The 24,037-nt window shown below is 41.2% G+C and carries 22 protein-coding genes; 10 read left to right on the forward strand and 12 right to left on the reverse strand.

What is annotated here, in order from left to right:
* Positions 1–3: 3 nt before the first annotated feature.
* The 8 genes from pgsA to murJ are packed head-to-tail and all read right to left on the reverse strand — an operon-like array spanning position 4 to position 9,142.
* Entirely contained in the window at positions 4–549 is a 546-nt protein-coding gene (gene pgsA / locus G6W41_RS01475; protein WP_107892539.1) for a CDP-diacylglycerol--glycerol-3-phosphate 3-phosphatidyltransferase, read from the reverse strand.
* 31 nt (positions 550–580) lie between these two features.
* Positions 581–1,369: an enoyl-ACP reductase gene (locus G6W41_RS01480; RefSeq protein WP_194170397.1), complete on the reverse strand. Its 789-nt coding sequence runs from the start codon at positions 1,367–1,369 to the stop codon at positions 581–583.
* Positions 1,369–2,238, reverse strand: a complete 870-nt coding sequence (gene dapA / locus G6W41_RS01485; RefSeq protein WP_196779791.1) for a 4-hydroxy-tetrahydrodipicolinate synthase — start codon at positions 2,236–2,238, stop codon at positions 1,369–1,371. Before dapA ends, G6W41_RS01480 begins: the two co-directional genes overlap by 1 nt.
* Before the next feature lie 26 nt (positions 2,239–2,264).
* Entirely contained in the window at positions 2,265–3,506 is a 1,242-nt protein-coding gene (locus G6W41_RS01490) for a M16 family metallopeptidase (protein WP_194170398.1), read from the reverse strand.
* Positions 3,507–3,517: 11 nt separating this feature from the next.
* A complete protein-coding gene (locus G6W41_RS01495) occupies positions 3,518–4,591 on the reverse strand; it encodes a quinone-dependent dihydroorotate dehydrogenase (RefSeq protein ID WP_194170399.1) in 1,074 nt (357 codons plus the stop codon).
* A 52-nt stretch (positions 4,592–4,643) separates the two neighbouring features.
* Entirely contained in the window at positions 4,644–6,368 is a 1,725-nt protein-coding gene (locus G6W41_RS01500; RefSeq protein ID WP_194170400.1) for an ABC transporter ATP-binding protein, read from the reverse strand.
* Positions 6,361–7,755, reverse strand: a complete 1,395-nt coding sequence (gene cysS, locus G6W41_RS01505; RefSeq protein ID WP_194170401.1) for a cysteine--tRNA ligase — start codon at positions 7,753–7,755, stop codon at positions 6,361–6,363. The genes G6W41_RS01500 and cysS overlap by 8 nt, the downstream gene beginning before the upstream one ends.
* Positions 7,742–9,142: a murein biosynthesis integral membrane protein MurJ gene (murJ, locus tag G6W41_RS01510; RefSeq protein ID WP_194170402.1), complete on the reverse strand. Its 1,401-nt coding sequence runs from the start codon at positions 9,140–9,142 to the stop codon at positions 7,742–7,744. The genes cysS and murJ overlap by 14 nt, the downstream gene beginning before the upstream one ends.
* Before the next feature lie 122 nt (positions 9,143–9,264).
* Between murJ and G6W41_RS01515 the strand changes: the two genes are divergently transcribed.
* The 7 genes from G6W41_RS01515 (at position 9,265) to G6W41_RS01545 (ending at position 15,740) form a co-directional block, all read left to right on the forward strand.
* The gene (locus G6W41_RS01515) at positions 9,265–11,196 is read left to right on the forward strand and encodes a flagellar assembly protein A (protein ID WP_194170403.1); all 1,932 of its coding nucleotides are present in this window, start codon (positions 9,265–9,267) and stop codon (positions 11,194–11,196) included.
* Positions 11,196–11,750 (forward strand): Holliday junction branch migration protein RuvA, encoded by a 555-nt coding sequence (gene ruvA / locus G6W41_RS01520; protein WP_021085097.1) that lies wholly within the window; start codon positions 11,196–11,198, stop codon positions 11,748–11,750. Before G6W41_RS01515 ends, ruvA begins: the two co-directional genes overlap by 1 nt.
* Before the next feature lie 11 nt (positions 11,751–11,761).
* Positions 11,762–12,802 carry a D-alanine--D-alanine ligase gene (locus G6W41_RS01525; RefSeq protein ID WP_194170404.1) on the forward strand — a complete coding sequence of 347 codons (1,041 nt, stop codon included), beginning with the start codon at positions 11,762–11,764 and terminating at the stop codon, positions 12,800–12,802.
* Between the two features lie 62 nt (positions 12,803–12,864).
* Positions 12,865–13,095 (forward strand): type II toxin-antitoxin system Phd/YefM family antitoxin, encoded by a 231-nt coding sequence (locus G6W41_RS01530; RefSeq protein ID WP_002942153.1) that lies wholly within the window; start codon positions 12,865–12,867, stop codon positions 13,093–13,095.
* Positions 13,085–13,870 carry an alpha/beta fold hydrolase gene (locus G6W41_RS01535; protein WP_194170405.1) on the forward strand — a complete coding sequence of 262 codons (786 nt, stop codon included), beginning with the start codon at positions 13,085–13,087 and terminating at the stop codon, positions 13,868–13,870. Before G6W41_RS01530 ends, G6W41_RS01535 begins: the two co-directional genes overlap by 11 nt.
* Complete coding sequence (locus G6W41_RS01540) at positions 13,867–15,291, forward strand: UDP-N-acetylmuramoyl-tripeptide--D-alanyl-D-alanine ligase (protein ID WP_194170406.1); 1,425 nt, start codon at positions 13,867–13,869, stop codon at positions 15,289–15,291. Before G6W41_RS01535 ends, G6W41_RS01540 begins: the two co-directional genes overlap by 4 nt.
* Complete coding sequence (locus G6W41_RS01545) at positions 15,288–15,740, forward strand: hypothetical protein (RefSeq protein ID WP_194170407.1); 453 nt, start codon at positions 15,288–15,290, stop codon at positions 15,738–15,740. The genes G6W41_RS01540 and G6W41_RS01545 overlap by 4 nt, the downstream gene beginning before the upstream one ends.
* A 170-nt stretch (positions 15,741–15,910) precedes the next feature.
* On the opposite strand, the gene G6W41_RS01550 is transcribed toward G6W41_RS01545, so the two are convergent.
* The 4 genes from G6W41_RS01550 to pta all read right to left on the reverse strand — a co-directional run bounded on the left by G6W41_RS01550 (position 15,911) and on the right by pta (position 20,046).
* Positions 15,911–16,306, reverse strand: coding sequence for an NINE protein (locus G6W41_RS01550; RefSeq protein ID WP_194170408.1), 396 nt, complete (start codon positions 16,304–16,306; stop codon positions 15,911–15,913).
* Between the two features lie 110 nt (positions 16,307–16,416).
* Complete coding sequence (locus G6W41_RS01555) at positions 16,417–17,481, reverse strand: tyrosine-type recombinase/integrase (protein WP_194170409.1); 1,065 nt, start codon at positions 17,479–17,481, stop codon at positions 16,417–16,419.
* 2 nt (positions 17,482–17,483) lie between these two features.
* Positions 17,484–18,677 carry an acetate kinase gene (locus G6W41_RS01560; RefSeq protein ID WP_194170410.1) on the reverse strand — a complete coding sequence of 398 codons (1,194 nt, stop codon included), beginning with the start codon at positions 18,675–18,677 and terminating at the stop codon, positions 17,484–17,486.
* Position 18,678: 1 nt separating this feature from the next.
* Positions 18,679–20,046, reverse strand: a complete 1,368-nt coding sequence (pta, locus tag G6W41_RS01565) for a phosphate acetyltransferase (RefSeq protein ID WP_194170411.1) — start codon at positions 20,044–20,046, stop codon at positions 18,679–18,681.
* A 66-nt stretch (positions 20,047–20,112) separates the two neighbouring features.
* Between pta and flgH the strand changes: the two genes are divergently transcribed.
* From flgH to G6W41_RS01580, 3 genes are all read left to right on the forward strand, one after another.
* Positions 20,113–20,820 carry a flagellar basal body L-ring protein FlgH gene (gene flgH / locus G6W41_RS01570; protein ID WP_002940928.1) on the forward strand — a complete coding sequence of 236 codons (708 nt, stop codon included), beginning with the start codon at positions 20,113–20,115 and terminating at the stop codon, positions 20,818–20,820.
* Positions 20,821–21,162: 342 nt separating this feature from the next.
* A complete protein-coding gene (locus G6W41_RS01575) occupies positions 21,163–22,308 on the forward strand; it encodes a hydrogenase small subunit (protein WP_002940950.1) in 1,146 nt (381 codons plus the stop codon).
* A 9-nt stretch (positions 22,309–22,317) separates the two neighbouring features.
* Positions 22,318–24,036 (forward strand): nickel-dependent hydrogenase large subunit, encoded by a 1,719-nt coding sequence (locus G6W41_RS01580; protein ID WP_194170412.1) that lies wholly within the window; start codon positions 22,318–22,320, stop codon positions 24,034–24,036.
* The last annotated feature ends 1 nt before the right edge of the window (position 24,037 follow it).

Consider the following 24,037-nt stretch of genomic DNA (forward strand, 5'->3'; position numbering starts at 1 on the left):
AATTTAACTCTTTTTCATCGCTTTTACGTAGGCAAAGATGTACTCAAACCCAGAATAAAGCGTAAGCGCGACAGCTATCCATAGTAAAAGCTCGCCACCAGGCCAGCTCATCAGCAAAAATCCAACCGCAAACATCTGCGAAACGGTTTTAACCTTGCCAGCCATCGAAGCAGCAACCTCTACGCCGTCACTTGCCATTACGACACGAAATCCAGTTATAAAAAACTCTCTTATCAAGATAAGATAAACAGCCCAAGCGCTCGCTCTGCCAAGCATCATAAGGCCTAAAAATGCAGCCAAGATCAGCATCTTATCAGCTAGTGGGTCAAGGATAGCGCCAAGCTTGGTCTTTTGATCCCAGCTTCTAGCGATGTAGCCATCAAAAAAGTCAGTCACCGAGGCGATCACAAAAATGAGAGCTGCGAAGTAGTTTATCCAGCTTATATGAATTTGCGTAAAAATTCCTGGCGCATTTACGAGTATAAAAAACATAAGCGGAGCTAGCAATATCCTAAAAAATGCCAGTGAATTTGGTAAATTTAAGCTCACAAATATGCCTTTATGCTTAGAAATTTAGCTCTCATTTAAAAGTCGTGCCACCATCTATTATAAATGTATGTCCAGTCACCCAGCTAGCCTTAGACGAGCATAAAAATAGACATGCTCCAGCTAGATCAGCAGGCTGTCCCATGCGGTTTAGCGGGCTAAGCTTTGCCGTCATATCGCGCACCTCTTCGTAGTTTGTAAAGGCTCTTAGTGCGTCTGTCTCGATAGGGCCGCCGCTTACGACATTTACGCGGATGTTTTTCTCGCCAAGCTCTGTCGCAGCGTATCTTGCCATCGCTTCAACGGCTGCTTTTGCTGTGCCGTGACCTGCGTAGTTTTCGATATAGACTAAATTCCCAGTTGAGCTGAGGCTAATTATGCTGCCGCCACCCACTTTTTCCATGCGTTTTGCAGCCTCTTGTGCGCCCACGACAAAGGCATTTACGGTTGCTGTGAAGATGTTGTTTATGCCTCTTGGTTTTAGCTTCATAAATTTAGTGTAGCCGCCAGCTACCGCACGGCCTGAGATGATAGCGTTTGAGATGAAAAAATCAACCCTGTCAAAGTCCTCATCTATCTTTAAAAATAGCTCCTTATAAGTCTCTGGCCCAAGGATATTTAGCGCGTAGGCTCTAGCTTTTATCTTGTAGGTAGCCTCAAGCTCTTTTGCCTGCTCTTTAGCGAGCTCCTCGTTTGAGTTATAAGTAAATGCGATATTTACGCCAGCTTTTGCAAATTCTTCGACTATGGCTCTGCCGATGCCTCTAGTGCCGCCGCTGATGACTAGCGTTTTACCTTTAAATTCGTTTAGTGTGTCCTTCATTAAAATCCCTTTATTTCGTAATTTTTAATAACTTCTTCGATCTTTTTGAAATTTTCTTTGCTCGGTTTGCAAAGTGGCAAGCGATACTCCAAAGTGTCGATGAGTCCAGCTAGATACATCGCCGCTTTGATCGGTATCGGGTTGCTTTCGCAAAAGAGTGTTTTGTTTATCGTATAGAGCTTGTCATTTATCAGTTTTGCTTTTTTATACTCTTCGTTCATCGCAAGGTGAGTAAGCTGTGAAATTTGATCTGGCAAGAGGTTTGCAGTGACCGAGATGACGCCCTTGCCACCGTATGATAGGATAGGGTAGTTTATCGCATCTTCGCCGCTAATAACCACTAAATCAGGCTCGTGAGCTAGCAGATCGACGCATCTATCGATGCTGCCTGTTGCTTCTTTGATGCCAAAAATATTTTTACAATCTTTAAAAAGCCTAAAAACGGTTGCTGGCAAGATATCTACGCCAACTCTGCCTGGGACGTTGTAAAGAAGCACTGGAATTTCTATGCTATTTGCAATAGCCTTGTAGTGCTCGTAAAGCCCTTCTTGTGTTGGTTTGTTGTAGTAAGGAGCGACTGATAGGATGCCGTGAGCACCGTGAGCTTGGGCAAATTTAGCGATATCGATGGCCTCGTGAGTGGCGTTGCTGCCAGCACCAGCTAGCACCTTGACATTTGTGCCTTTACATGCATCTACTGCTATCTCGATACAAATTCTATGCTCATCATGCGTTAGAGTCGCGCTCTCACCAGTTGTTCCAACTGGCACAACGACGTCTATGCCGTTTTTTATCTGTCTTTTTATCAGTTTTTCAAAACTGACTTCGTCTATTTTTTGGTTTTTAAATGGCGTAACTAGTGCTGTCATCGCACCTTGAAGCGAATTTTTCACGTCTATTCCTTTTTTAAGATTATTGTCGTGCTAGTTTTTTCATTGAAATATCTATTTGCTATCTCTTTTAAAAGCTTTGCGTCTATCTTATCTATATTTTTCTCAAGCTCGTAAAGTGGCTTTATATCGCCTCTGGCAAGGTATGAGCCATATAAATTTGCCACCTTGCTCGCGCTCTCAAATGAGTAGATAAAGTCAGTTTTTATCAAATTTTTAACTCTTAAAACATCCTCTTTGTCGATTGGCTTTCTCTTTAGATCATCTATGATCTTTAAAATTTCAGTCTCAACTGCGCTAGCCTCGACGTCTGGGTTGCAAACTGCTAAAAATATAAATAAATTTTCATCAACGCAGCTCATATTGTAAGCGTAAATTTGATTTACAAGCATGAGCTCATCGACAAGGCGCTGCTGTAAAATGGAGCTTTTGCCAGTGGCTAGATATTCGCTTATCGCATTTAGTCCCACTTGATCAGCGTGTCTGAAGTCTGGAATTTTATAAGCGATCGCTAGCATTTGCGTTTGGCTATCTTTGTAGATGATAGCTCTTTTTGCGCCGTCTTGCTCAGGCTCTTTGCAGTGCAGTTTTGGTATAGCTCTTTTGTTTTTTACACTGCTAAAGTTTTTCTTAGCCAGTTTAAATGCCTCGTCTTTACCGATGTCGCCACTTATCATTAAAATGGCATTTTTTGGCTGATAGTATGTAGCGTGAAATTCTTTTATGTCAGCGATCTTCCAGTTTTCGATATCTTTTATGAAGCCTATTGGCGTCCAGTGGTATGGGTGGTAGATAAATGCGTGGTTGTAGAGCCTAAAGTAGAGGTATCCCATAGGGTTGTTGTCCGTTCGCCACCTGCGCTCTTCGTGCACCACCTCGCGCTCTGGCTGAAATTCTTTATCTTTTAGGCTTAAATTTTTCATAAGCTCGGCAAAAAGTCCAAGCGTTTTGTCTAAATTTTCATTTGAGGCTTTTATAAAGTAGTGAGTGTAGTCAAAGCCAGTGCTTGCGTTATTTACGCCGCCAAAGCCCTTTACGATCTCGTCAAACTCCCCAGCTCGTAAATTTTTGGTTGATTTGAAATTTAGATGCTCTAGCAAGTGAGCGATGCCGCTTTTGCCCATCACTTCGTTTCTGGAGCCAACTTTATAAAAGACATCGACACTTATCACTTTTGAGCCAGGATTTACTGGCACGTGATAAATTTCAAGTCCATTTTCTAGTTTAAATTTATTAAATTTTATCAATCTATTGCCCTCTATTTTTTAACATTTGCGCCGACTGCTTCGCTGATAGAGGCAAAGCCATCTCTTTTTAAAAGCTCTAAAATTTCTAAATTTATATCTCTTGCGATCATCGGCCCTTTAAAGATAAAGCTTGTAAAAATTTGGACTAAATTTGCTCCCATTTTTATGCGCTCATAAGCCTCTGCACCGCTGTCTATGCCGCCACATGCGATAAGCGTCGTCTTGCCATAAAGCTCATCTGCCACGGCTTTAAACATCTCTTTTGACTTTTTGGCGATCACCTTGCCGCTTAGTCCGCCAAAATCCTTTAAATTTGACGAGTGAGAGAGCGAATAATCAACGCTTGTATTTGAAACAAGCACGCCACTAGCGCCGTTTTCTACCGCGCAGCTACAAAGCTTAATCGCATCTTCGTGGCTCATATCAGGAGCTATCTTAAAGATGATAGGTTTTTTAGTAAGTGGCAAAATGACGCTAAAAAGCTCTTTTATGAAGCTCTCATCTTGCAATGCTCTTAAATTTGGTGTGTTTGGCGATGAGACATTTATGACAAATGTATCGCAAATTTCACTAAATTCTCTTACTAAAATTTCATAGTCTTTTATCGCATCTTCGTTTGGCGTAACCTTGTTTTTACCGATGTTTGCCCAGATCGGTATGGTAAAAGGATATATTTTTTTTACTCTATTTTTGATAGCCTCGCAGCCTTCGTTGTTAAAGCCCATCGCATTTTGGATGCTCTCTTCGTCTATGAGTCTAAAAAGCCTTGGTTTTGCGTTGCCAGGTTGTGGTTTTGGTGTAAATGTGCCAAATTCTAAATGCCCAAATCCAAGAGCCGTTAGCGCCTCAAACATCGTGGCGTTTTTATCAAAGCCGCCAGCTATGCCAACTGGGTTGTGGTAGGTGCTTGAGAATAAATTTTGTTTTAGCGCGTTGTCATCGACCACGCATTTGTGCGCCAAAAAGCTTAGCGAGCCAGGGAAGATTTTATTTGCCCCAACCATCGCTACTTCAGCGATCTTGTGGGCAGTTTCAGGATCAAATTTAAAAAATATAGATTTTAAAGTATTGTAGTTTAAGTTCATTTTAACCTCTTTAAAATGCCTAAAATTTCTGCAAATCTTAGCAAAAATCGCCTTAAACTAAGGCTTTGCCCTTAAGCCTTGCATAAATTTCATTTCTCTTGCTAAGCTCCTCGTCGCTTCCACTGTCAATGATCTTGCCATCGCTTAAAACTGCGATCTTATCGGCATTTTCAACCGTGCTTAAGCGGTGAGCGATGACGAAGATGATCTTTTTGCTTCTTAGATTATTTATCGCTTTTGTGATCTCTTTTTCGCTCTCGTTATCAAGTGCAGAAGTAGCCTCGTCAAAGATGAGGATTTGTGGGTTTTGATAAAGTGCCCTAGCTATGGCGATGCGCTGTCTTTGACCGCCTGAGAGGTTGGTGCCAAATTCATTTAAGATAGTGTTTATGCCGTTATCTAGCTTGCTTACAAACTCATAGGCATTGGCTAGTTTTAGTGCGTTTATCACGGCATCTTCGTTAAATTCTCTGCCGTAAGCTACGTTTTTAGCAATTGTGTCGTTAAAGATATAGACGCGCTGTGTTACAAGGCCGATATTTTGGCGAAGTGAGTGAATTTTAATATCTTTTAAATTTATGCCGTTTATCAAAATTTCTCCGCCATTTACATCGTAAAATCTCATAAGCAAATTCATAAGCGAGCTTTTTCCGCCGCCGCTTGAGCCAACAAGGGCTATAAATTCTGACTTGTTTGCCTCTAAATTTATCCCTTTTAAGACCTCTTTGTCGCCGTAGCTTAGGCGGACATCGTTAAATTTGATCAAATTTATCTCTTCGTTTAGCTCTTTTTGGCCGTCTTTTATCTGGCTTACTTTATCCATCAAGAAAAACGTCCTCTCGCTTGCTGCGATGGCGTCTTGCATCTTGTTGTAGATATTTACGATGCGTTTTAGCGGGGTGTAGAGCATGAAAAGTGCTGTTAAAAATGAAAAGAATGCGCCCATATTTATATGCCCGTCGATGACGTCTTTGCCGCCTATTATTATGACTGCTGCCACGCCTATTGAGCCTATGGTCTCCATTAGCGGGCTTACTAGCTGTTCGATCTTGACGCTTTTTAAATTTAGCCTAAAAAATTTATTATTTTCATCAACAAAGCGTGAATGCTCGTATTTTTGGGCGTTATTTGCTTTGATTATCTCGATATTTGTAAAAATTTCACTAAGCGCAGAGGTGATGTCTGATGTTTTTTCTTGCGACTGCTTTGAAATTTTTTTCATCCTTTTAGCAAGGCGCGAGATCGGATAGATCGCCACTGGCATGACGACAAGGGCGAAAAACGCCAGCTTTGGACTTTGATAGATGACGACGCAAAGAAGCCCTATAATAGTTATAAATTCCCTCGTAAGTTCAGGGATCATGCTTGATACTATCGATCTTATGCGGTCGATGTCGTTTGTTGTTCTGCTGATTAGCTCGCCAGTTCTAAATTCATTGAAAAAATCCATATCTAAATTTAAAAGGTTTGCAACCATCTTTTCGCGAAATCTTCTAATCGTATCTTGCCCGATATATGCCGTAAAATAGGCCTGCATGAAGGTTCCGATATTTTTTATCACGTAGATCGCGATGATGGCGCAAGGCAAGATGTAGAGCAGCTTTTCGTTTCTCTCAACGAAAATTTTATTTAGCACAGGCTCCACTAGATAGGCACTTACCGCCGTTCCACCACTTGCAAGCCCCATGCCGATGATGGCAAAAATAAAGTGTGGGATGTAGTCTTTAAAGTAAGGACCAAAGCGCTTTAGTACATCTTTTAAGCCAAAATTATTCATTATTTCTCTCCCAAACTGCGCCATTTGGTGTATCCATGATAGAGATATTTAGGCGAGAGAGCTCATCTCTTATCTCATCAGCTCTTGCGAAATTTCTCTCTTTTTTAGCTACCGCGCGCTCATCAAGAAGTTTTTGGATATGCTCTTTTTGCTCGTCACTTACGCCAAACTGAAAATACTCCACATAGTTTGTGATAGCAATGCCTAAAATTTCGCCAATGAGCTCTAAATTTGCCACCACTTCAGCCTTATATGCTTTATCTTTTGGGTTATTATCAAGTTTTTCATTTGCCGTTTTTACAAATTCATCGACGCTTGCAAGCGCCTTTGAAGCGTTTAGATCGTCACTTAGTGCCTCAAGTAGCTCGCTTTTAAAGCTCTCGTTTATAGCACCGGCTTGCACGCCATCGACTCTTTTTTTGAGGCGGTAAATTTTATCTAACCTCTTTTTAGAAGCCGCAAGATTATCGTTGGAGTAATTAAAATGCGCCCTGTAATGGCTCGTAAGCAAGTAATATCTAAGCACTTCGCCATGAACGTTTTTTAGGGCATCCTTTACAAAAAAGCTGTTATTTAGGCTCTTGCTCATCTTTTCGTTATTTACCTTTATAAAGCCATTGTGCATCCAGTATTTGCTCAAATTTTTATGATAGGCACATCTACACTGGCTTGCCTCGTTTTCGTGGTGTGGAAAGAGCAGGTCGATGCCGCCAGCGTGGATGTCGATCTCAAATTTATCATTTTCTTTGTCGCTTAAAAACTCCCTTATCATCGCTACGCACTCGGTGTGCCAGCCAGGGCGACCCTTGCCAAATGGGCTCTCGTACCATTTCTCGTCAAATTTCCAAAGCACAAAGTCTTTTTCATCTCTTTTCTCGCAAAAACATGCCACGCGCGCGATAAGATCGGTGTTGTTATCCTTGCCGCTAATGCTAAAATATCCACTATCCTTGCTCGTATCAAAGTAAATTCCATCGCTGGTTTTATATGCCGCCCCTTTATCCATGAGCACCTTGATGTAGCTAATGATCGCCTCCAAGCACTGCGTAGCCTTTGGTTTAAAGTCTGGATCAAGCACGTTTAAAGCGCCCATGTCGCTCTCGTAGTGCGCTATATATTTGTTTGTGATCTCCTCTAGGCTTTGGCCAGTTTGCGCCATTTTATTTAAAATTTTATCATCGATGTCGGTGTAGTTTCTTGCAAATTTGACCTTGTAGCCAAGCGCTTTTAAGACTCTTCTTAAAAGATCAAAGCTAACGGCTGACTTTGCATGTCCCAAATGTGCGTCGTCATAGACCGTTGGACCGCACAGATAGATGCTTACTTCACCATCTTTAATAGGGCTAAACTCAACCTTTTCTCTTTTAGAAGTATCAAAAATTCGCATTAAATATATCCTTTAAAAATGTTAAACCAAAATAGAGCAAAACCGCCAAAATAGCGATGGCGGCTATAAATTTAGGCTCGATTATAGCTAAAAATCGCTTAGCTCCAAAGGCTCTTATATATAAAATAAGCTGTAAAAATCCCCCAAGCGAGCTTGCAAATGCAAGGCCAGCAGCTCCAAATTTCTGCATCAAAATGACAGCTAGGATCAAATTTATCACAAGGCAGATGATAGAAATTTTGGCCGCCTCTTTTTGCTTCATATTTGCGTAAAGCCAAAGTGAGAAAATTTTAGCCAGTCCAAATGGCGTAAGCCCCACCAAATAGGCACTTAGCACCTTAGCGCATTCAATGGTGTTTGCCCTTACAAAATTCCCTCTCTCAAACAATAGCCAGATGATAAACTCGCTTAGCACAACACCTGTGATAGTGGCTGCTAGCAGGGCACAAAGAAGCAAGTAAAAGCTCTTTTTCGTCCAAACTAGGGCGTTTGCTTCGTCTTTTTGCTTTAAAAGTCTAGTGATCTTTGGAAAGAGTGCCTGAGAGAGTGCGATCGCAAAGATGGCAAGTGGGAGCTGAAAAATTCTATTTGCATAAAAAAGATAGCTTATCGAGCCACTTACCAAAAAGCTAGCTAGCCAAGTGTCCATAAATGCGCTTATCTGCATCGCACTTGAGCCAAGCAAGCCGTGATAAAAATTTATAAAAAAGCCTTTGCTTTGCGCTCTTTTGCCTTTAAAATATCCGCTTAGACCGCCCCAGAAAATTTTATTTAAGGTGTTAAATTTCATAGCGACTAGATGCACTAAAACCTGCAAAATGCCGCCTGCAACAACGCCAAAGCTAAGATAAAGTGCGACCACGCCCTCGCTCTTGCCACGAGCCAAAAGTAGTGAAGCTATCATGGCTAAATTTAGTAGCGCAGTAGAAAACGCAGTCGTTGCAAAGTGCCCTTTATACTGAAGCAATGCACCCATGAAAGTGACGATATAAACAAGGGCTAGATAGTAGAAATTTATGCGCACAAGTGGCACTGCATCGGTTATGTTTTGCTCGCTTAAACCGCTTGCGATGATCTTTATAAAATAGGGTGTAAATAAATTTACAAGAAGCGTCAAAATACCTATAAAAAGTAGAAATTTGATGAAAATTTCAGCTTGAAAGATCGCTTTTTTCTTGCTATTTGCAAAATTTGGCAAAAATGCCTGCGTAAAGGCACCCTCGCCAAAGATGCGGCGAAATAAATTTGGTATCTTAAAAGCTATAAAAAAGAGGTCGCTAAATATGCCAGCACCAAGGATAGAAGCCGTTAAAAGGTCTCTTATAAGCCCTAAAATCCTTGAAGTCATGATGCCAACTGAGTTTGAAAAAAAGCCTTTTATAAACATCGCCCACCTAATAAATTTAAAAACGCAATAGTAACAAAAGATGCTTTAAAGCTTACATAACCCAAATTTAATAAAGTTTTAGAGATAATAAGAGCCAAAATTTTATGTGAAATGGATCAAATTTGAGCGAGAACGTGCAAGAAAACGAGAGATTTTTACCGCCAACGCAAATTCAAACTTCAACACCTTATCTATCGCTTAAAGAGCTAAGCAAACAATACAGCGTGCCGGTAGAATTTATAGATTACAAACTCTCAAATATCTTAACTTACTACAAAAATAAAGACAACGTCGAGCCAGTTTTTGTCCCTGAAGAAAATTTAAGCTTTTTTGATGACAACACATTTTATCTTGACGAGACGCTAGAGATCGAGCAGGTCTATGACGTGGAGTTTTTTGACGTGAGGCTAAATGCCACGCCAAAGCTGCCAAAGATCGACATCGGCGTAAATTCAACCATCACAAAGGTCATCGCAAAGGTTAGAGCGAGCAAAGAGTGTGAATACGAGCAGCACTACGAAGACAAGCTTTATGAATACATCGCCAAACAGCTTATGAAGGCTCAAATTTTAATAGGCATAAGGATCGGCAAGCTAAAAGAAGAACTAAAGCAAATCGCCTCGATAATCCACGTAAAAGGCGAGCTTGACAAGGACTACACACTAAATTTAACCCAAGGCATCAACCCTAAAAAAGCGATCGACGCTAAGATCATCTACTACTACAAAGATAAGCTTGATGGGTTAAAAGACGAAGATAAGGTTGATTACGCTGATAGGGGCTTTGTCTTTGGCGTGGCAAAAGATGAAGTGATAATGGAGGAGAAAAAGTCTCACGAGGGCGCAAATGGACGCGACGTAAGAGGCAAACTTATAGAGGTTGCAAAGCCAAAAGAAGAGAGCGAAAAAGAGATAAGCATAAGCGAAAATATCGAGCGCGTAGAAAATGATGAGAGCATAAAATATATCGCTAAAAAAGCAGGCTATGTGGTCGAGAAAAACGGCTCTTTTGACATAGAAGAGCGCATAGAGATAAATGAAGCAAATTTTAAAACGACTGGCTCGATCCAAGCAGGCACCGACACAAACGTCACATTAGTAGTTCGCGAAACTGACACGATCAAAGATGCTATCGGCACTGGCATCATCGTCGAGGCTGACGAGATCGAAGTAAAAGGAAACGTCGGCGCAAATGCGATGGTCAAGGCAAATGATGTAAATATCGGCGGTCAAACTCACCAAAAGGCTAAAATTTACGCCAAACACGCCAAAATTTCTATCCATATAGGCAAGGTTGAGGCTGAAAGCGTCGAGATAGATAGGCTTGAAGGTGGCACTGTCATAGCAAAAAGAGTGAAGATAAATAGCGTAGTTGGTGGCTCTATAACAGCTCAAAATATCCAGATAGACACGCTTGGCTCAAACTGCACCATCACAGCCTCACATCTAATCGACGTTAGATATCTAAGAGGCACTGATAATAAATTTATCATTGACGCTAGCAAGATGCCTGAGAGTGCGGAGGCTACGCAAGATCAGCTAAGTAAGATCGAAAACACCAAGTCAGAGCTAGCTACGCTTCTAAAAAACATAGAGAGCAAGAAAAACGTCATAAATGAGAACAAAGACTCTATCTATACGATAAAAGCTAAGATCGAGGAGCTCTCAAAGGCAAAGGTGATACCGCCAGTTACATTTATGAAAAAGCTAAAAGAGTATCAAGGGTTAGTCAATGAGTACAACACCTTGCTTAGGATATTTAAAGAGAAAAAGGAGTTTTTGGCTGATCTAAAAGATGAGCTTGAGATCATGCAAAATGGCATATTCTCAGCCAAAGTGATAAACAGAGGCAACTGGATCGAGCTAAATGAGATAAGATTTGTCATCGTCGATCCTCCGCAAAATGTCACCTACGTCTCAAAACAAAACGAGACCGCTCACGTCATCACGCTAGATAAATTTGATAACGGCGGTGAGGTTGAGTACAAGATCAAAAAGTCAAACAAACTTGAAGACTACGCGGATATAAATTTCATGGAACAAAAGGTTAAATGATGATAAAAGCAATCGAAGGCGTCGTTACAAAAAAAGAGCCCGCATTTGCCATACTTAAGACAAATAGCGGCGTAAGTTATGGGATTTTCATCTCGCTTTTTTGCTCTGCAAAACTTAGCAAAGGCGAAAAGGTCGAGCTTGCCATAACGCAGATCATAAGAGAGGACGCAAATTTACTCTACGGCTTCTTAGACGCAAACGAGCAAAAGATGTTTGAGATGCTTATAAAGCTAAATGGCATCGGAGCTAGCACAGCGATGGCTGTTTGCTCAAGCCTTAGCTCGCAGGCATTTACAAACGCCATAATAAGCGGCGACGCAGACACTTTTAAAAGCGTGCCAGGCATCGGACCAAAGACAGCTAGGCGAATAATAGCTGAGCTAAGTGATGCAAAACTTATAAGCGACGAGAGCGTGCCAAGCTACCAAAATGAGGCGCTTTTGGCACTTGAGGCACTTGGCTTTAAGCGTGAGAAGATAGTGAAAATTTTGCCTGATTGTAAGAGTGAAAACACGAGCGATCTTATAAAAGAGGCACTTAAAAAACTAGGATAAGGATAAAAAAGATGAATTTAGGCGTGATATTTGGGGCAAAGAGTTTTGAGCATGAGATAAGTATAGTAAGCGCGATAGTTTTAAAAAACGTCCTAAAACAGGAGCTAAAATTTATATTTTGCGATGCAAATAGGGACTTTTACTTGATCGAGCAAAAAGATATGAGGGCAAATTTCTTTAGCTCTGGCAAATACAAAAACTCAAAGAAGCTATCTTTAGCAAAGGGCGGCTTTTACGCGCACTCGCTTTTTGGCGCAAACAAAGTTGAATGCGATGTCGTTATAAATTTGATCCACGGCATGGACGGCGAAGATGGCAAGATAGCGGCACTTTTTGACTTTTACGGGGTCAAATACATAGGTCCAAGGCTTGAAGCAAGCGCGCTTAGCTACAACAAAGAGCTTACTAAATTTCTAGCGCAAAAGGCTGGTGTAAAGGCACTTGACTATGAGATGCTAACTCGTCAAAGTGAGCCAAAATTTCACTATCCTATTATATTAAAGCCAGCAAGGCTAGGCAGCAGCATCGGCGTGAGTGTCGTGCATGATGATAGCGAGCTAGCCTACGCAAAAGACGTGGCGTTTGAATTTGACAAAGATGTCTTGGTGGAGCCCTTTATAAAAGGGGTCAAAGAGTACAACCTTGCAGGCTGCAGGATCGATGGAAAGATCAAATTTTCTATCGTTGAAGAGCCAAAAAAGAAAGAATTTCTTGACTACGAGCAAAAATATCTAAGTTTTTCAAATGAAAACAAGGTAAAAGAGGCAGAAATTTCTGAAGAGCTAAAGCAAAAACTTAAATTTAACTTTTCTAAAATTTATGATTGTGGATTTGACGGAGCGATCATAAGATGCGACTTTTTCGTGATAGATGGCGAAGTCTATTTAAACGAGGTCAATCCAAACCCAGGAAGCCTTGCAAACTACCTATTTGAAGACTTTGAAAGCACGCTAAATGCCCTTGCAGGCTCACTTCCAAAAGAGCGTGAGATAAAGATTGATTATAAATTTATAAACTCGATCACTTCAGTAAAAGGTAGCAGCAAGCTCTAGTATTTAGCGATATATAAAGTAGTTTGTGATATTTTACGTAAAATTTTACATAAAGAGCGACAATGGTAACTTTTACAAAAGATGAAATTTATACGGCAACCGAGGTGGTTAGAAATTTTAGCTCAGTGCTTTCACGCGTGGGAGCTAGCGAACTAAAGCGCGCTGTCATCGTTAAAAACAATAAATTTGAAGCTGTCCTTTTAAATATGGAGGAGTATGAGCGCCTTTGCGAGGCTGTAAGCGTGCTTGAGAGCATTTACGCTGCTAAAAAGAGAGAAAACGATGGCGAGTAGAGCAGTCAAATACGGCTCAGACGAGTACGAGATCAGCTACGAAGTAGTAAATCCAAAATGCAAAAAGGTAGTGCTCTTCTTGCACGGCTGGGGTGCTAATAAAGAGATAATGAAAAAGGCTTTTGGGCACTATCTAAGCGAGTTTTGCCACGTCTATATCGATATGCCAGGCTTTGGTAAAAGCTCCATTTTTAAGCCTTTAAGAACAAGTGACTACGCAAAAATCGTTGCAAATTTCTGTGACGAGCTACAAATAAAACCAGACATCATCGCAGGACATAGCTTTGGCGGCAAGGTCGCAACACTTCTAAAACCGCCATATCTAGTGCTTTTAAGCTCTGCTGGCATAGTCGTCAAAAAGCCATTTATCGTGCGAGCAAAGATAGCAATTTTTAAAATTTTAAAGATATTTGGCTTTGGTAAATTTTACAAACTCTTTGCCACAAAAGATGTGAGCGGCATGAGCAGAGTGATGTATGAAACCCTAAAAAACGTCGTTGATGAGGATTTTACAAAGCATTTTGCCGATTTTTGGGGCAGGGCTTTTATATTTTGGGGAGAAAACGACAAGGCAACGCCTGTAACAAGCGGCGAGGGCATAGATAGACTCATCAAAAATAGCTCATTTTTCCCGCTTAGTGGCGATCACTTTTTCTTTTTGCTTCACGCTAAATTTATAAGTGACGAGATAGAAAAAGGGATAAAATTTGAGCCAAATGAAGCAAAAAATGTCGTGCTAGATGACGATGAGAGCGGGACTGAGGAGATAAGATGAGTATATTTTTAAGCATAAGCACGGTTTTATTTATCTTTGCGCTTGCTTTTTATGTGATCACTTGCTTTCAGTGGTTTTCATATAGGCCTGAGCGCGTGCTCTTTCACTTTACAAAGCCCGCTTGGCACGTCTTTTTCTTTATAGTGCCTTTGGTGCTATTTTACACGACTGGCAAGTGGTTTTTTATCTATTTTTACTTTGCACTTTTGCCAGCTCTTTATCTTTGGCATAAAAAACTTGATAAAAAGCTAGTCTTTACCGCTAGGATCAAGCATTTTTTTGCGATCCTTGCTTGCGCTATCATCTTAAACTATGCTTTAAATTTCATCATTCACAAGGCGTTTTTGGCTCCGATGCCACTTTTTGTCTTGGTCGTGAGCCTATTTTTTAGTGAAATTTTAGAAAAGATCAAATTTCAAGGCTTTAAAAACAAGGCGCTTAAAAAACTTGGCGCAAACAAAGAGCTAAAGATTATTTTAATCACCGCAAGCTACGGCAAAACGAGCATCAAAAATTTCTTATTTGAAATTTTAAAAGATAGCTTTGTCTGCTACAAAACGCCTCGCAGCGTAAATACAATGGCTGGCATTATCAAAGATATAAACGAAAATTTAAGCGAGCAAACGCAAATTTACATCGCTGAAGCAGGCGCTAGACTAAAGGGTGACATCCTAGAGATCACTAAATTTCTAAATCCACAAATCGTCATCGTTGGCGAGATCGGCGCGCAACACATTGAGTATTTTAAAACGCTTGATAATATCCGCGCGACAAAGCTCGAGGCGTTGCAAAGCGCTCGCTTGCAAATGGCATTTTTACATAGCTCGACAAAAAAAGAGCCAAGCCAAAATTTAGAAATTTACGATGAGAGTCTAAAGGATATAAACGCAAATTTAGATGGAATTTCATTTACGCTTGATGGCAAAAACTACGCCTCTCCGCTACTTGGTAAATTTAACGCTACAAATTTAGCCGTTTGCATCAAGGTGGCAAGATACCTAAAAATGAGCGATGAAGCGATAGATGGTGCGCTATCTAAAATGAAAAACGTCGAGCACCGCCTAAGCAAGATCGAGGCTGGCGGCAAGCTGATAATCGATGATAGTTTTAATGGAAATTTCTCAGGCATGAGCGCAAGCTACGAGCTTGTAAGCACCTACGCTGGTAGAAAAGTGCTACTAACACCTGGTATCGTTGAGAGCGATGCGGAGCAAAATGCAAATTTGGCTAAGGTGATAAATGAAATTTTCGACCTCGTCATCATCACAAGCTCGCTAAACGCCCAAACTCTGCTAAAACATATCGTAAAGCCAAAGATCATCATCCTAAAGGACAAGAACAAAATGCAAGAAATTTTAGCCCAAAACACGCATGCTGGCGATCTTATACTATTTTCAAACGACGCACCGAGTTTTATATGAAAAAGATAGTTTTTTTAGCTTTAATCTTAAGCTTAGCCTCAGGCTTTGACATCGATGACTACGACAGGGGCAATGAGGCTAGAAACGCCGGAGACTACGCAACTGCGTATGAAATTTTTTACGATGGTTGCGAGCAAAAAGATGTGCTTTCTTGTGAGGCTTTGGGCGATATGTTTGTAAATGAAGAGATAAACGAGCAGATGGATAGTGATCTAAAAAAGCACTCAAATGTCGAGCTTGGCGTGAGTTATTTTATGAAAAGCTGCGACCTTGGCTATCAAAACGCCTGCGATGACGTACTAAGCCTAAAGGACGATCTAAATATCACTTTGCCATCTGGCGTATACGAAAACGCTAAGGCTAGGTATGACGAGCTTTTTGAAGAGTTTAAAGAGCAAGAGGCAAATAAAACTATGGAAAATTTAGAAGAGCAAAAGGCTAAAAAATAGTCAAATTTAACTTTGTGAGCAGGCTAAATTTCACATCAATTAAATTAAACTGCCGCCCTTATGAAAGCGGCTAATACAAAATAGGCATAAAGACAAGACACATCTTGCGTCAAAACTACGCACTTTTTATATAAGCAGGGTTAAATTTATACCGCAGGACAAAGTATTATTTAGGCTTGCTCGTCTATGGCTTTTAAAATTTTTTCTAAATTTTGCTTTCTCACGGCACTGCTGGTTATAAAAAGATCGACAAACCACCAAATGGTTATGACAATGCCCAAGATACCAGCTATAAAGGTATTTACTCCGATTAGTTTAAAGGCATTTTGCAGATCTTCATTTGTAGCGGCGTTTGCAACTGCGTCAAGTGTCGCACCGGTTATGACTATAAAAAGGATCATATGGGCTAGAAAAAGGGCTAGTTTTAGCACCCCAAGCCAAATTTGCCCTGTCATAAAGCGGTTTACGCCAAGCGCACCAAAGATGAAGCTCCCCACCCAAAAGACAAAGATAGGCGACTTTAAATTTAAGATAGCTATCCACCAGCTTATCAAGCCTTTTAGCATCAAATTTTTAGTATTTTTAGCAGAGCAAAGTCCTTTGGCAACTTGCTCTGCAATAATAAAATGATAAATTTACGTTTTTTCGCTATTGATGTATGAAATTTGATTTAAATTTACTCATTTGCTAGATCCTCAGCCACTTTGGCGGCGAGTTTTAGCTTGTCGCTATCAAAGTGCGTGTAAATTCGCGAGGTATTTAGGCTCGCATGCCCAAGGGCTTCTTGCACTAGCACAAGGTCTTTTTGCTTTTTATAAAGCATCGTTGCAAAGGTGTGGCGCAGCATGTGAGCGCCATTTTTCTCTTTTCTGATGCCAGCTTTAAATAAAATTTGCTCCACGATACGGCTAACATAAGCCTGTGTGAGCCTCGTGCCTTTTTTGTTTATAAAAAGATAGCCCTCTTTGTTGATGTAGTTTATGGCGATTGCGTTTAGATGAGCTTCGATTAGGTGGCGCTTTATCATTACTATGCGGTATTTGTTGCCTTTGCCACGAATTCTAATGATAAAAAGATCGCCATCTTCAGTGATATCTTTTCTCTTTAAATTTAGCGCCTCGCTCACGCGAATTCCAGTAAAGATAATGACCTTGATGATGAGCTTGTTGCGGTTTGAGTTTTGCTTAAAGTCGCTCTCCTCGATCGCTTCAAGAAATTTCTTGACCTCCTCTTCGCCCATAAACTCAGGCAGCTTTTGCCCTTTGTTGCCACTAACGCCGCCCCAGTTTTTTAAATTTATATCAAAAACATGAGCCTTGCCGTCCTCTTCGTTTTGTTTATCTAAAAAGGCAAAGAAATTTATCACTGAAATTCGGTAGTTTTTCTTGCTCGCGTCACTTAGTCCGCCAGTCGTGCTTGCTAATATTTCACTTAGTAACTCTTCATCGATCTGCTTTAGACTGCTAAGCTCATAAAATTTCATCGTCTCATATATCTTTTTAAGCGGGTTAAAGTAGGTATTTATGCCAGTTAGCCCTGCATTTCTTGCGCTTTTTACCAGCCCATCAAGCTGCTCTATATTTTTTATCTCACGGCTTAGGGAAAAATTTACACTTGCAAGCGCCTTTGGGTCTCTTAGCTCCTTGTTTGAAAGCGAGCTAAGTTTAAATTTGACATAACGAGTTAGCCAAAAGATAAATGAGCTATCAAAACTATCTTTGCAGTCAAGTGGAAATTTCATACTTAAAGCGTTCTCTCTTTTATCACTCTGGCTGTCTCTATGGCGATCTCAAGCTCTTCGTTGGTTGGGATGATGAGCGTTTTTATCTTAGCGCCTTCTTCATCTATGCACCTCTCGCCTCGCATGTCTTTGAAATTTAGCTCGTGGTTGATGTGGATACCAAGATGTTTTAGATCATCACAAATTTTTTGCCTTGTATTTGGCGCATTTTCGCCGATGCCGCCAGTAAATATGAGCGCATCAACACGCCCTAAAATGGCGTAGTATGAGCCGATATACTTTTTCACTCGGTAGCAAAACATATCAAATGCAAGCTTTGCGCGTTCGTCGTTTTGCATCTTGGCTACGACCTCTCTCATGTCGCTTGAGCCACAAATTCCAAAAAGTCCGCTCTTTTTGTTTAAGAAGTTATCGATCTCGTTCCACTTTAAAACGCCGATATTTAGCAGATAGATGACCACGGCCGGGTCCATATCGCCGCTTCTTGTGCCCATTATGAGCCCTTCAAGCGGGCTAAGACCCATCGAAGTGTCGATACTTTTGCCATTTTGCACAGCACAAGCTGAGGCGCCGTTGCCTAGATGAAGCGAAATAGCGTTAAATTTATCAAACTCTATGCCAAGCATTTTTGCCGCTTGCTTGCAGACATATCTGTGCGATGTGCCGTGAAAGCCGTATTTTCTGATGTGGTGAGTCTTGCAAACGTCGTATGGCAGGGCATAGCGGTAGGCGTACTCTGGCATGCTTTGATGAAAGACTGTGTCAAAAACGACCACGTGAGGCACATTTTTGCTCTCTTTCATCGCGTTTTTTATGCCAGCAAGGTGCCCTGGGTTGTGAAGTGGGGCTAGTGGGCTTATATCCTCGATCTTTTTGATGACGCTTTCATCAACGATCATCGAGCTAAAAAAGCTCTCGCCACCGTGTACTATCCTGTGTCCGATGCCGTCAAGCTCGCTTAGATCATGCAGCGTATGCGAGGTGGTAAAGAGCTCGTTCATCGCCTCAAGTCCGTCGTGGTGGTCTTTTATGAAGCGTTTTATCTCATAAACTTCGCCATTTGCCTTTAGCACCGCCCTTGAGCTAGAGCTGCCGATTTGCTCGACTAGACCGCTTGCTAGGCTTGTTTTTGTCTGCATTTCAAAAAGTTGAAATTTTATCGAGCTACTACCTGAGTTTAAAACTAGAATTCTCATATCACTCTCCTGCTTGTATCGCGCTTATTAAGATGGTATTTACGACGTCTTCGACGAGGCAGCCGCGGCTTAGGTCATTTACTGGCTTTTTTAGTCCTTGAAGTATCGGGCCCACAGCTAGGGCGTTTGCGCTTCGCTGAACGGCTTTGTAGCAGATGTTTCCGCAGTTTAAATTTGGAAATATAAATACATTTGCCTGCCCAGCGACATCGGAATTTGGCATCTTTTTGTTAGCCACGCTTAGATCAACCGCCGCGTCAAACTGAATTGGCGCTGCAATCTTTAAATTCACATCAAGCTCGCTCGCTTTTTTGGCTGCCTCTTTTACAAACTCCACGTCAGCCCCGCTGCCACTATCAGCTGTTGAGTAGCTTAGCATGGCGATCTTTGGGCTAAGTCCAAAGGCACTTGCTGTTTGAGCACTACTTAGCGTGATACTAGCTAGCTCGTCTGTGCTTGGATTTGGCGTGACGGCGCAGTCTGCAAAGAGTAAAATTTCCTCTTCAAGCGCCATGAAAAATGCCCCGCTTACCACGCTTACATTTGGCTTTGTCTTTATGATCTGCAGGGCTGGGCGGATCGTATCAGCTGTGCTCATCGTAGCGCCACTCACCAAAGCATCAGCTATGCCTTCATGAATTAGCATCGTGGCAAAGTAAATTTTATCTCTTGCAAGTGCGTTTGCCTTGGCTTCATCCACGCCTTTATGCTTTCTTAGCTCATAAATTTTCTTTGCAAATTCATCTGTTAGCTCATTTTGCTCTGGGTTTAGCACTTTGGCTTTGCTTAAATTTAGCCCCAAAGTGGCTGCTTTTTTTGAAATTTCGCTCTCAAGCCCAAGCAAGATGATATTTGCTGCCCCTTTTTCTAGCACGATGTGAGCCGCTTTTAAAATTCTCTCATCATCACTTTCAGGCAAAACGACGCTTTTGTTTGCCGCTTTGGCTCTTTTTAGAAGCAAGCTTTGAAATTTAAATGGCGTGATGATCTCGTGCTTGTAGCTCAAAATTTCATCAAATTTATCAGTTATTAGAAGCTTTGAGTTTAAATTTAGCGCCCTTAGCTCGCTTGCATTTTCGTCAAAGACTGGAGCGTTTAAATTTCTAGCTAGCTTTAAATTTAGCTCGCTCTTGCCAAAGACGCTAAAGCCCTCACAGCCAACGACTATGACGAAGTCGCTTCTCTCCTTTAGCTCTTCAAATTTATCTATAAATTTTAAAAAAAACTCCTTTTCATTTAAATTTATTAGATTTTTTTTGTCGTTTTCGTTTGGAGTTATCTTAAAGATCTCAACTTTTTTGAATTTTGTAGCTATAATTTCCTGCAAATATGCTAGATTTTTGTCTGAAAAAATGTAACAACTTTTCATTTGTGACCTTTTTGGGAACTTAAATTGCTTAATCTTAGCACAAAGATACTTATTTTAAGGCATTTTATGAACTATAAAAAGATTTGGCTCGTCACATTTGCGGGCATTTTTTACACAGGTTGCACCCCAAGTGCAGATCCTCACATCAATATGAAACCTCCAGTTTATGTCGAGCAACTCCCTTCAAAAGATAGTGGCAGCGGTCAAAGCAACGCCGGCAGCCTCTTTGGCAAGGGCGAAAATCCTCTATTTTCAGATAGAAAGGCGATGAATGTAAATGACATCGTAACCATCGTCATCTCAGAAAATGCAAGTCAAATTTCAAGCGGCAGCAAAAGCACCAACAAAGATAGCACCATTTCGCTTGGCGGAGGCGTTTTCACAGCTGGAGCTGCGCCACTTTCAACCGTGGCTGATAATCTAAACAAATACGGCGACATCGGCTTTAAAGCAGGTGGTGGCAATAAATTTACAGGTAGTGGCACTAGCAATAGAAGCGAGAAATTTACCGCAACCATCTCAGCTAGGATCATCAAGATCTTAAACAACGGCAACTACTTTATCGAGGGCAGCCGCGAGCTACTTATAAACGGCGAAAAACAGATCATGCAAGTAAGTGGCGTCATCAGACCTTACGACATCTCGCAAAACAACGAAATCGACTCAAAATACATAGCTGACGCCAAAATTTTGTATAAAACTGAGGGCGAGCTAGACAAATCAACCAAAAAACCTTGGGGCACAAGGCTTATGGAGGCTATCTGGCCATTTTAATGCAAATTTAAAAGCCTAAATTTAACCCATTTGGGCTTTTAAAATTTATACTTCAAAGTCATTTCTTCTTAAATATACTAAATTATACTTTTTAAAAATTATTAAAATTTAATTGATATTTACTTTCAGAAAAATAGATTTTTTGCCATATCATTTCTCAAAATGGGATAAATTATCACTAAATATTATTTTTTAGCATATTTTAAGATTATTGATAACAAGGCATTTAAAATTTTATTTTAAAATTTATTTAAATATAATTATTAATAGAATAAAATAATATTTGTCTTCTTTAAAAAAGATAAGATACAAAATAAACAAATTTCTAACGAAGGAGCTTATATGAATAATGACTTGCGTCAAAAGATAAATAGACGCTTAAGCGAACTTAGTGCATTGCCTAAGATGAAAAATGACACTAGTATTGCGCAGCTTTTAAAAGATAAGGGCTTTACTAGGCGTGATTTTATGAAGTGGGCTGGTGCGATGACAGCTTTTATGGCATTGCCAAGCGCGATGACACCGATGGTTGCTCGTGCTGCTGAGCTAAGCGATAGGCTCCCTGTGATATGGCTTCACATGGCAGAATGCACTGGCTGTAGCGAGGGCCTATTAAGAACTGACGCTCCAAGCATAGATAGCCTTATATTTGACTACATAAGCCTTGAATACCACGAAACTATCATGGCAGCTGCTGGCTGGCAGGCTGAAGAAAATTTAGAGCATGCGATAGAAAAATATAAAGGCAGATACATCTTGCTAGTTGAGGGTGGCGTGCCAACTGGAGCAACTGAGCACTTTTTAACAGTCGGACCTCACGGCACAAGCGGCAAAACTCACGCTGTAAATGCCTCTGCTAACGCTGCTGCTATCTTTGCCATTGGCACCTGTTCTAGCTTTGGCGGTATTCAAGCAGCTAAGCCAAATCCAACAAATTCAGTCGGTCTTTCAAAGGTGACTGACAAGCCAGTCATAAACGTGCCAGGCTGTCCTCCAAGCGAGAAAAACATCGTTGGCAACGTGCTTCACTACTTGCTATTTGGCACTTTGCCTGCACTTGATGTTTATAACAGACCAAAATGGGCTTATGGCTTAAGAATTCACGATCTTTGCGAGAGACGCGGACACTTTGACGCAGGCGAGTTTGTCCAAAGCTTTGGCGACGAGGGTGCAAAAAATGGCTACTGCTTATATAAAGTAGGCTGTAAAGGTCCATATACATTTAATAACTGCTCACGCGAGAGATTTAACCAGCACACATCATGGCCAGTTCAGGCAGGTCACGGCTGTATAGGCTGCTCAGAGCCAGACTTCTGGGATACGATGGGGCCTTTTGAAGAGCCGATGGCTGATAGGCTATTTGACACTGTTTTAGGGCTTGGCGCTGATAATGTAAGTGATAAAATAGGCATTGGAATTTTAGCTCTAGCAGGTATCGGTATAGCGGCTCACGCTGCACTAGCTTGTATGAGTAAAGATAAAGAATAAGGCGAAAAAATGAGTGAAAAAAGAATAGTAATAGACCCTATAACACGTATCGAAGGGCACTTAAGAATAGAAGTTGTCGTAGATGAAAACAACGTTGTAAAAGAGGCTTACTCTGGCTCAACTCTTTGGAGGGGCTTAGAGCAGATAGTAAAAAACAGAGACCCAAGAGATGCTGGCTTTTTTATGCAAAGAATTTGTGGCGTTTGCACATACTCACACTACCGAGCAGGCATAGTCGCAGTTGAGGACGCCCTTGGCATCAAGCCTCCACTAAATGCAGAGCTAACTAGAACGCTCATGAATGCAGCTTTATATCTTCACGATCACATCGTGCACTTTTATCAGCTTCACGGCATGGACTGGGCGGATGTCGTCTCTGCACTAAGCGCAGACGTGCATAAGGCTAGCGAGGAGGCGTTTAAATACACAAGCACGCCATTTGCAACAGGAGCTGACAAGCTAAAAGAGGTAAAAGAGAGGGTTGAAGCCTTTGTTAAAAAGGGCAACCTTGGACCATTTGCCAACGCATACTGGGGACATAGCACATATAAATTTACTTCAGAGCAAAATTTAATCGTCCTCTCTCACTACCTTGAGTGCCTTAGAATCCAAAGAACAGCAGCTCAGATGATGGCTATCTTTGGCGCGAAAAACCCACACCCACAAAGCCTAACAGTTGGCGGCGTGACCTGCGTGATGGACCTTATGGATCCAGCTAGAATGGGCGAATATATGAGCAAATTTGCTGAGATCAAAGAATTCGTTGATAGAGCTTACTACCCAGATATTTTGATGGCTGCTAAGGCTTATGCAAACGAGCCAAGCGTTCTAAACGACGTTGGCGTATCAAATTTATTCTGCTACGATGAGTTTTTGATCGGCAAAAATGACCATCTATTTAAAGGCGGTATCATCTTAAATGGCGATCTTAGCAAAGTTTATGACATAGACGAAGACAAGATCACAGAAGAGGCGACAAGAGCTTGGTATAAAAATGACAAAGCGCTTCACCCATATGACGGCGAGACAGAGGCAAACTACACAGGCCTTGTTGATGGCGAGAGCATAGACGGCGAGGGCAAGCTAGCTCACAGCAAGCTTTTTGACACAAAGGGCAAATATAGCTGGATCAAAGCGCCAAGATATGATGGCATGCCTATGCAAGTAGGACCGATCGCAAGCATCGTCATAAACTACGCTAAAGGCAACGAGAGAGTTAAAAAGGTAGTCGATGAGTTTTTAGCAAAGAGTGGCTTGCCACTAAGCGCAGTCTTTTCAACTCTAGGTAGAACCGCTGCTCGTATGCTTGAAGCAAAAGTGGTCGCAGAGCACACGATGGACGCATTTAATGCCTTGATCGAAAATTTAAAGACAGATCAAGAGACCTGCACAAAATATGTCATAAACAATAGCAAAGAGTATAAAGGTCACTTCAAAGGCAACGCTCCAAGAGGTGCGCTAAGCCACTGGTGCCGCATAAAAGATGGCGTTATTTCAAACTGGCAAGCAGTCGTGCCAAGCACTTGGAACGCCTCTCCAAAAGACGCCAAAGGTCAAATGGGCAGCTACGAGGCGTGCTTAGTTGGTATGAAGATCGCTGATCTTTCAAAACCACTTGAGATAATACGAAAAATTCACTCTTACGACCCTTGCATCGCGTGTGCCGTGCATGTTATGGATACGAAGGGAAATGATTTGAGTACTTATAAGATAAATCCAAATTTGTAAG

Origin of the sequence: Campylobacter concisus (genome assembly GCF_015230035.1) — a bacterium.
GTDB lineage: Bacteria > Campylobacterota > Campylobacteria > Campylobacterales > Campylobacteraceae > Campylobacter_A > Campylobacter_A concisus_BK.

What these genes read in the sequence shown, in the direction of transcription:
- G6W41_RS01480 (WP_194170397.1), bottom strand. Translation starts at nt 1,369, where the DNA reads ATGAAGGACACACTAAACGAATTTAAAGGTAAAACGCTAGTCATCAGC.
- dapA (WP_196779791.1), bottom strand. Translation starts at nt 2,238, where the DNA reads ATGACAGCACTAGTTACGCCATTTAAAAACCAAAAAATAGACGAAGTC.
- G6W41_RS01495 (WP_194170399.1), bottom strand. Translation starts at nt 4,591, where the DNA reads ATGAACTTAAACTACAATACTTTAAAATCTATATTTTTTAAATTTGAT.
- G6W41_RS01500 (WP_194170400.1), bottom strand. Translation starts at nt 6,368, where the DNA reads ATGAATAATTTTGGCTTAAAAGATGTACTAAAGCGCTTTGGTCCTTAC.
- cysS (WP_194170401.1), bottom strand. Translation starts at nt 7,755, where the DNA reads ATGCGAATTTTTGATACTTCTAAAAGAGAAAAGGTTGAGTTTAGCCCT.
- murJ (WP_194170402.1), bottom strand. Translation starts at nt 9,142, where the DNA reads ATGTTTATAAAAGGCTTTTTTTCAAACTCAGTTGGCATCATGACTTCA.
- ruvA (WP_021085097.1), top strand. Translation starts at nt 11,196, where the DNA reads ATGATAAAAGCAATCGAAGGCGTCGTTACAAAAAAAGAGCCCGCATTT.
- G6W41_RS01525 (WP_194170404.1), top strand. Translation starts at nt 11,762, where the DNA reads ATGAATTTAGGCGTGATATTTGGGGCAAAGAGTTTTGAGCATGAGATA.
- G6W41_RS01530 (WP_002942153.1), top strand. Translation starts at nt 12,865, where the DNA reads ATGGTAACTTTTACAAAAGATGAAATTTATACGGCAACCGAGGTGGTT.
- G6W41_RS01535 (WP_194170405.1), top strand. Translation starts at nt 13,085, where the DNA reads ATGGCGAGTAGAGCAGTCAAATACGGCTCAGACGAGTACGAGATCAGC.
- G6W41_RS01540 (WP_194170406.1), top strand. Translation starts at nt 13,867, where the DNA reads ATGAGTATATTTTTAAGCATAAGCACGGTTTTATTTATCTTTGCGCTT.
- G6W41_RS01545 (WP_194170407.1), top strand. Translation starts at nt 15,288, where the DNA reads ATGAAAAAGATAGTTTTTTTAGCTTTAATCTTAAGCTTAGCCTCAGGC.
- G6W41_RS01550 (WP_194170408.1), bottom strand. Translation starts at nt 16,306, where the DNA reads ATGCTAAAAGGCTTGATAAGCTGGTGGATAGCTATCTTAAATTTAAAG.
- G6W41_RS01555 (WP_194170409.1), bottom strand. Translation starts at nt 17,481, where the DNA reads ATGAAATTTCCACTTGACTGCAAAGATAGTTTTGATAGCTCATTTATC.
- G6W41_RS01560 (WP_194170410.1), bottom strand. Translation starts at nt 18,677, where the DNA reads ATGAGAATTCTAGTTTTAAACTCAGGTAGTAGCTCGATAAAATTTCAA.
- pta (WP_194170411.1), bottom strand. Translation starts at nt 20,046, where the DNA reads ATGAAAAGTTGTTACATTTTTTCAGACAAAAATCTAGCATATTTGCAG.
- flgH (WP_002940928.1), top strand. Translation starts at nt 20,113, where the DNA reads ATGAACTATAAAAAGATTTGGCTCGTCACATTTGCGGGCATTTTTTAC.
- G6W41_RS01575 (WP_002940950.1), top strand. Translation starts at nt 21,163, where the DNA reads ATGAATAATGACTTGCGTCAAAAGATAAATAGACGCTTAAGCGAACTT.
- G6W41_RS01580 (WP_194170412.1), top strand. Translation starts at nt 22,318, where the DNA reads ATGAGTGAAAAAAGAATAGTAATAGACCCTATAACACGTATCGAAGGG.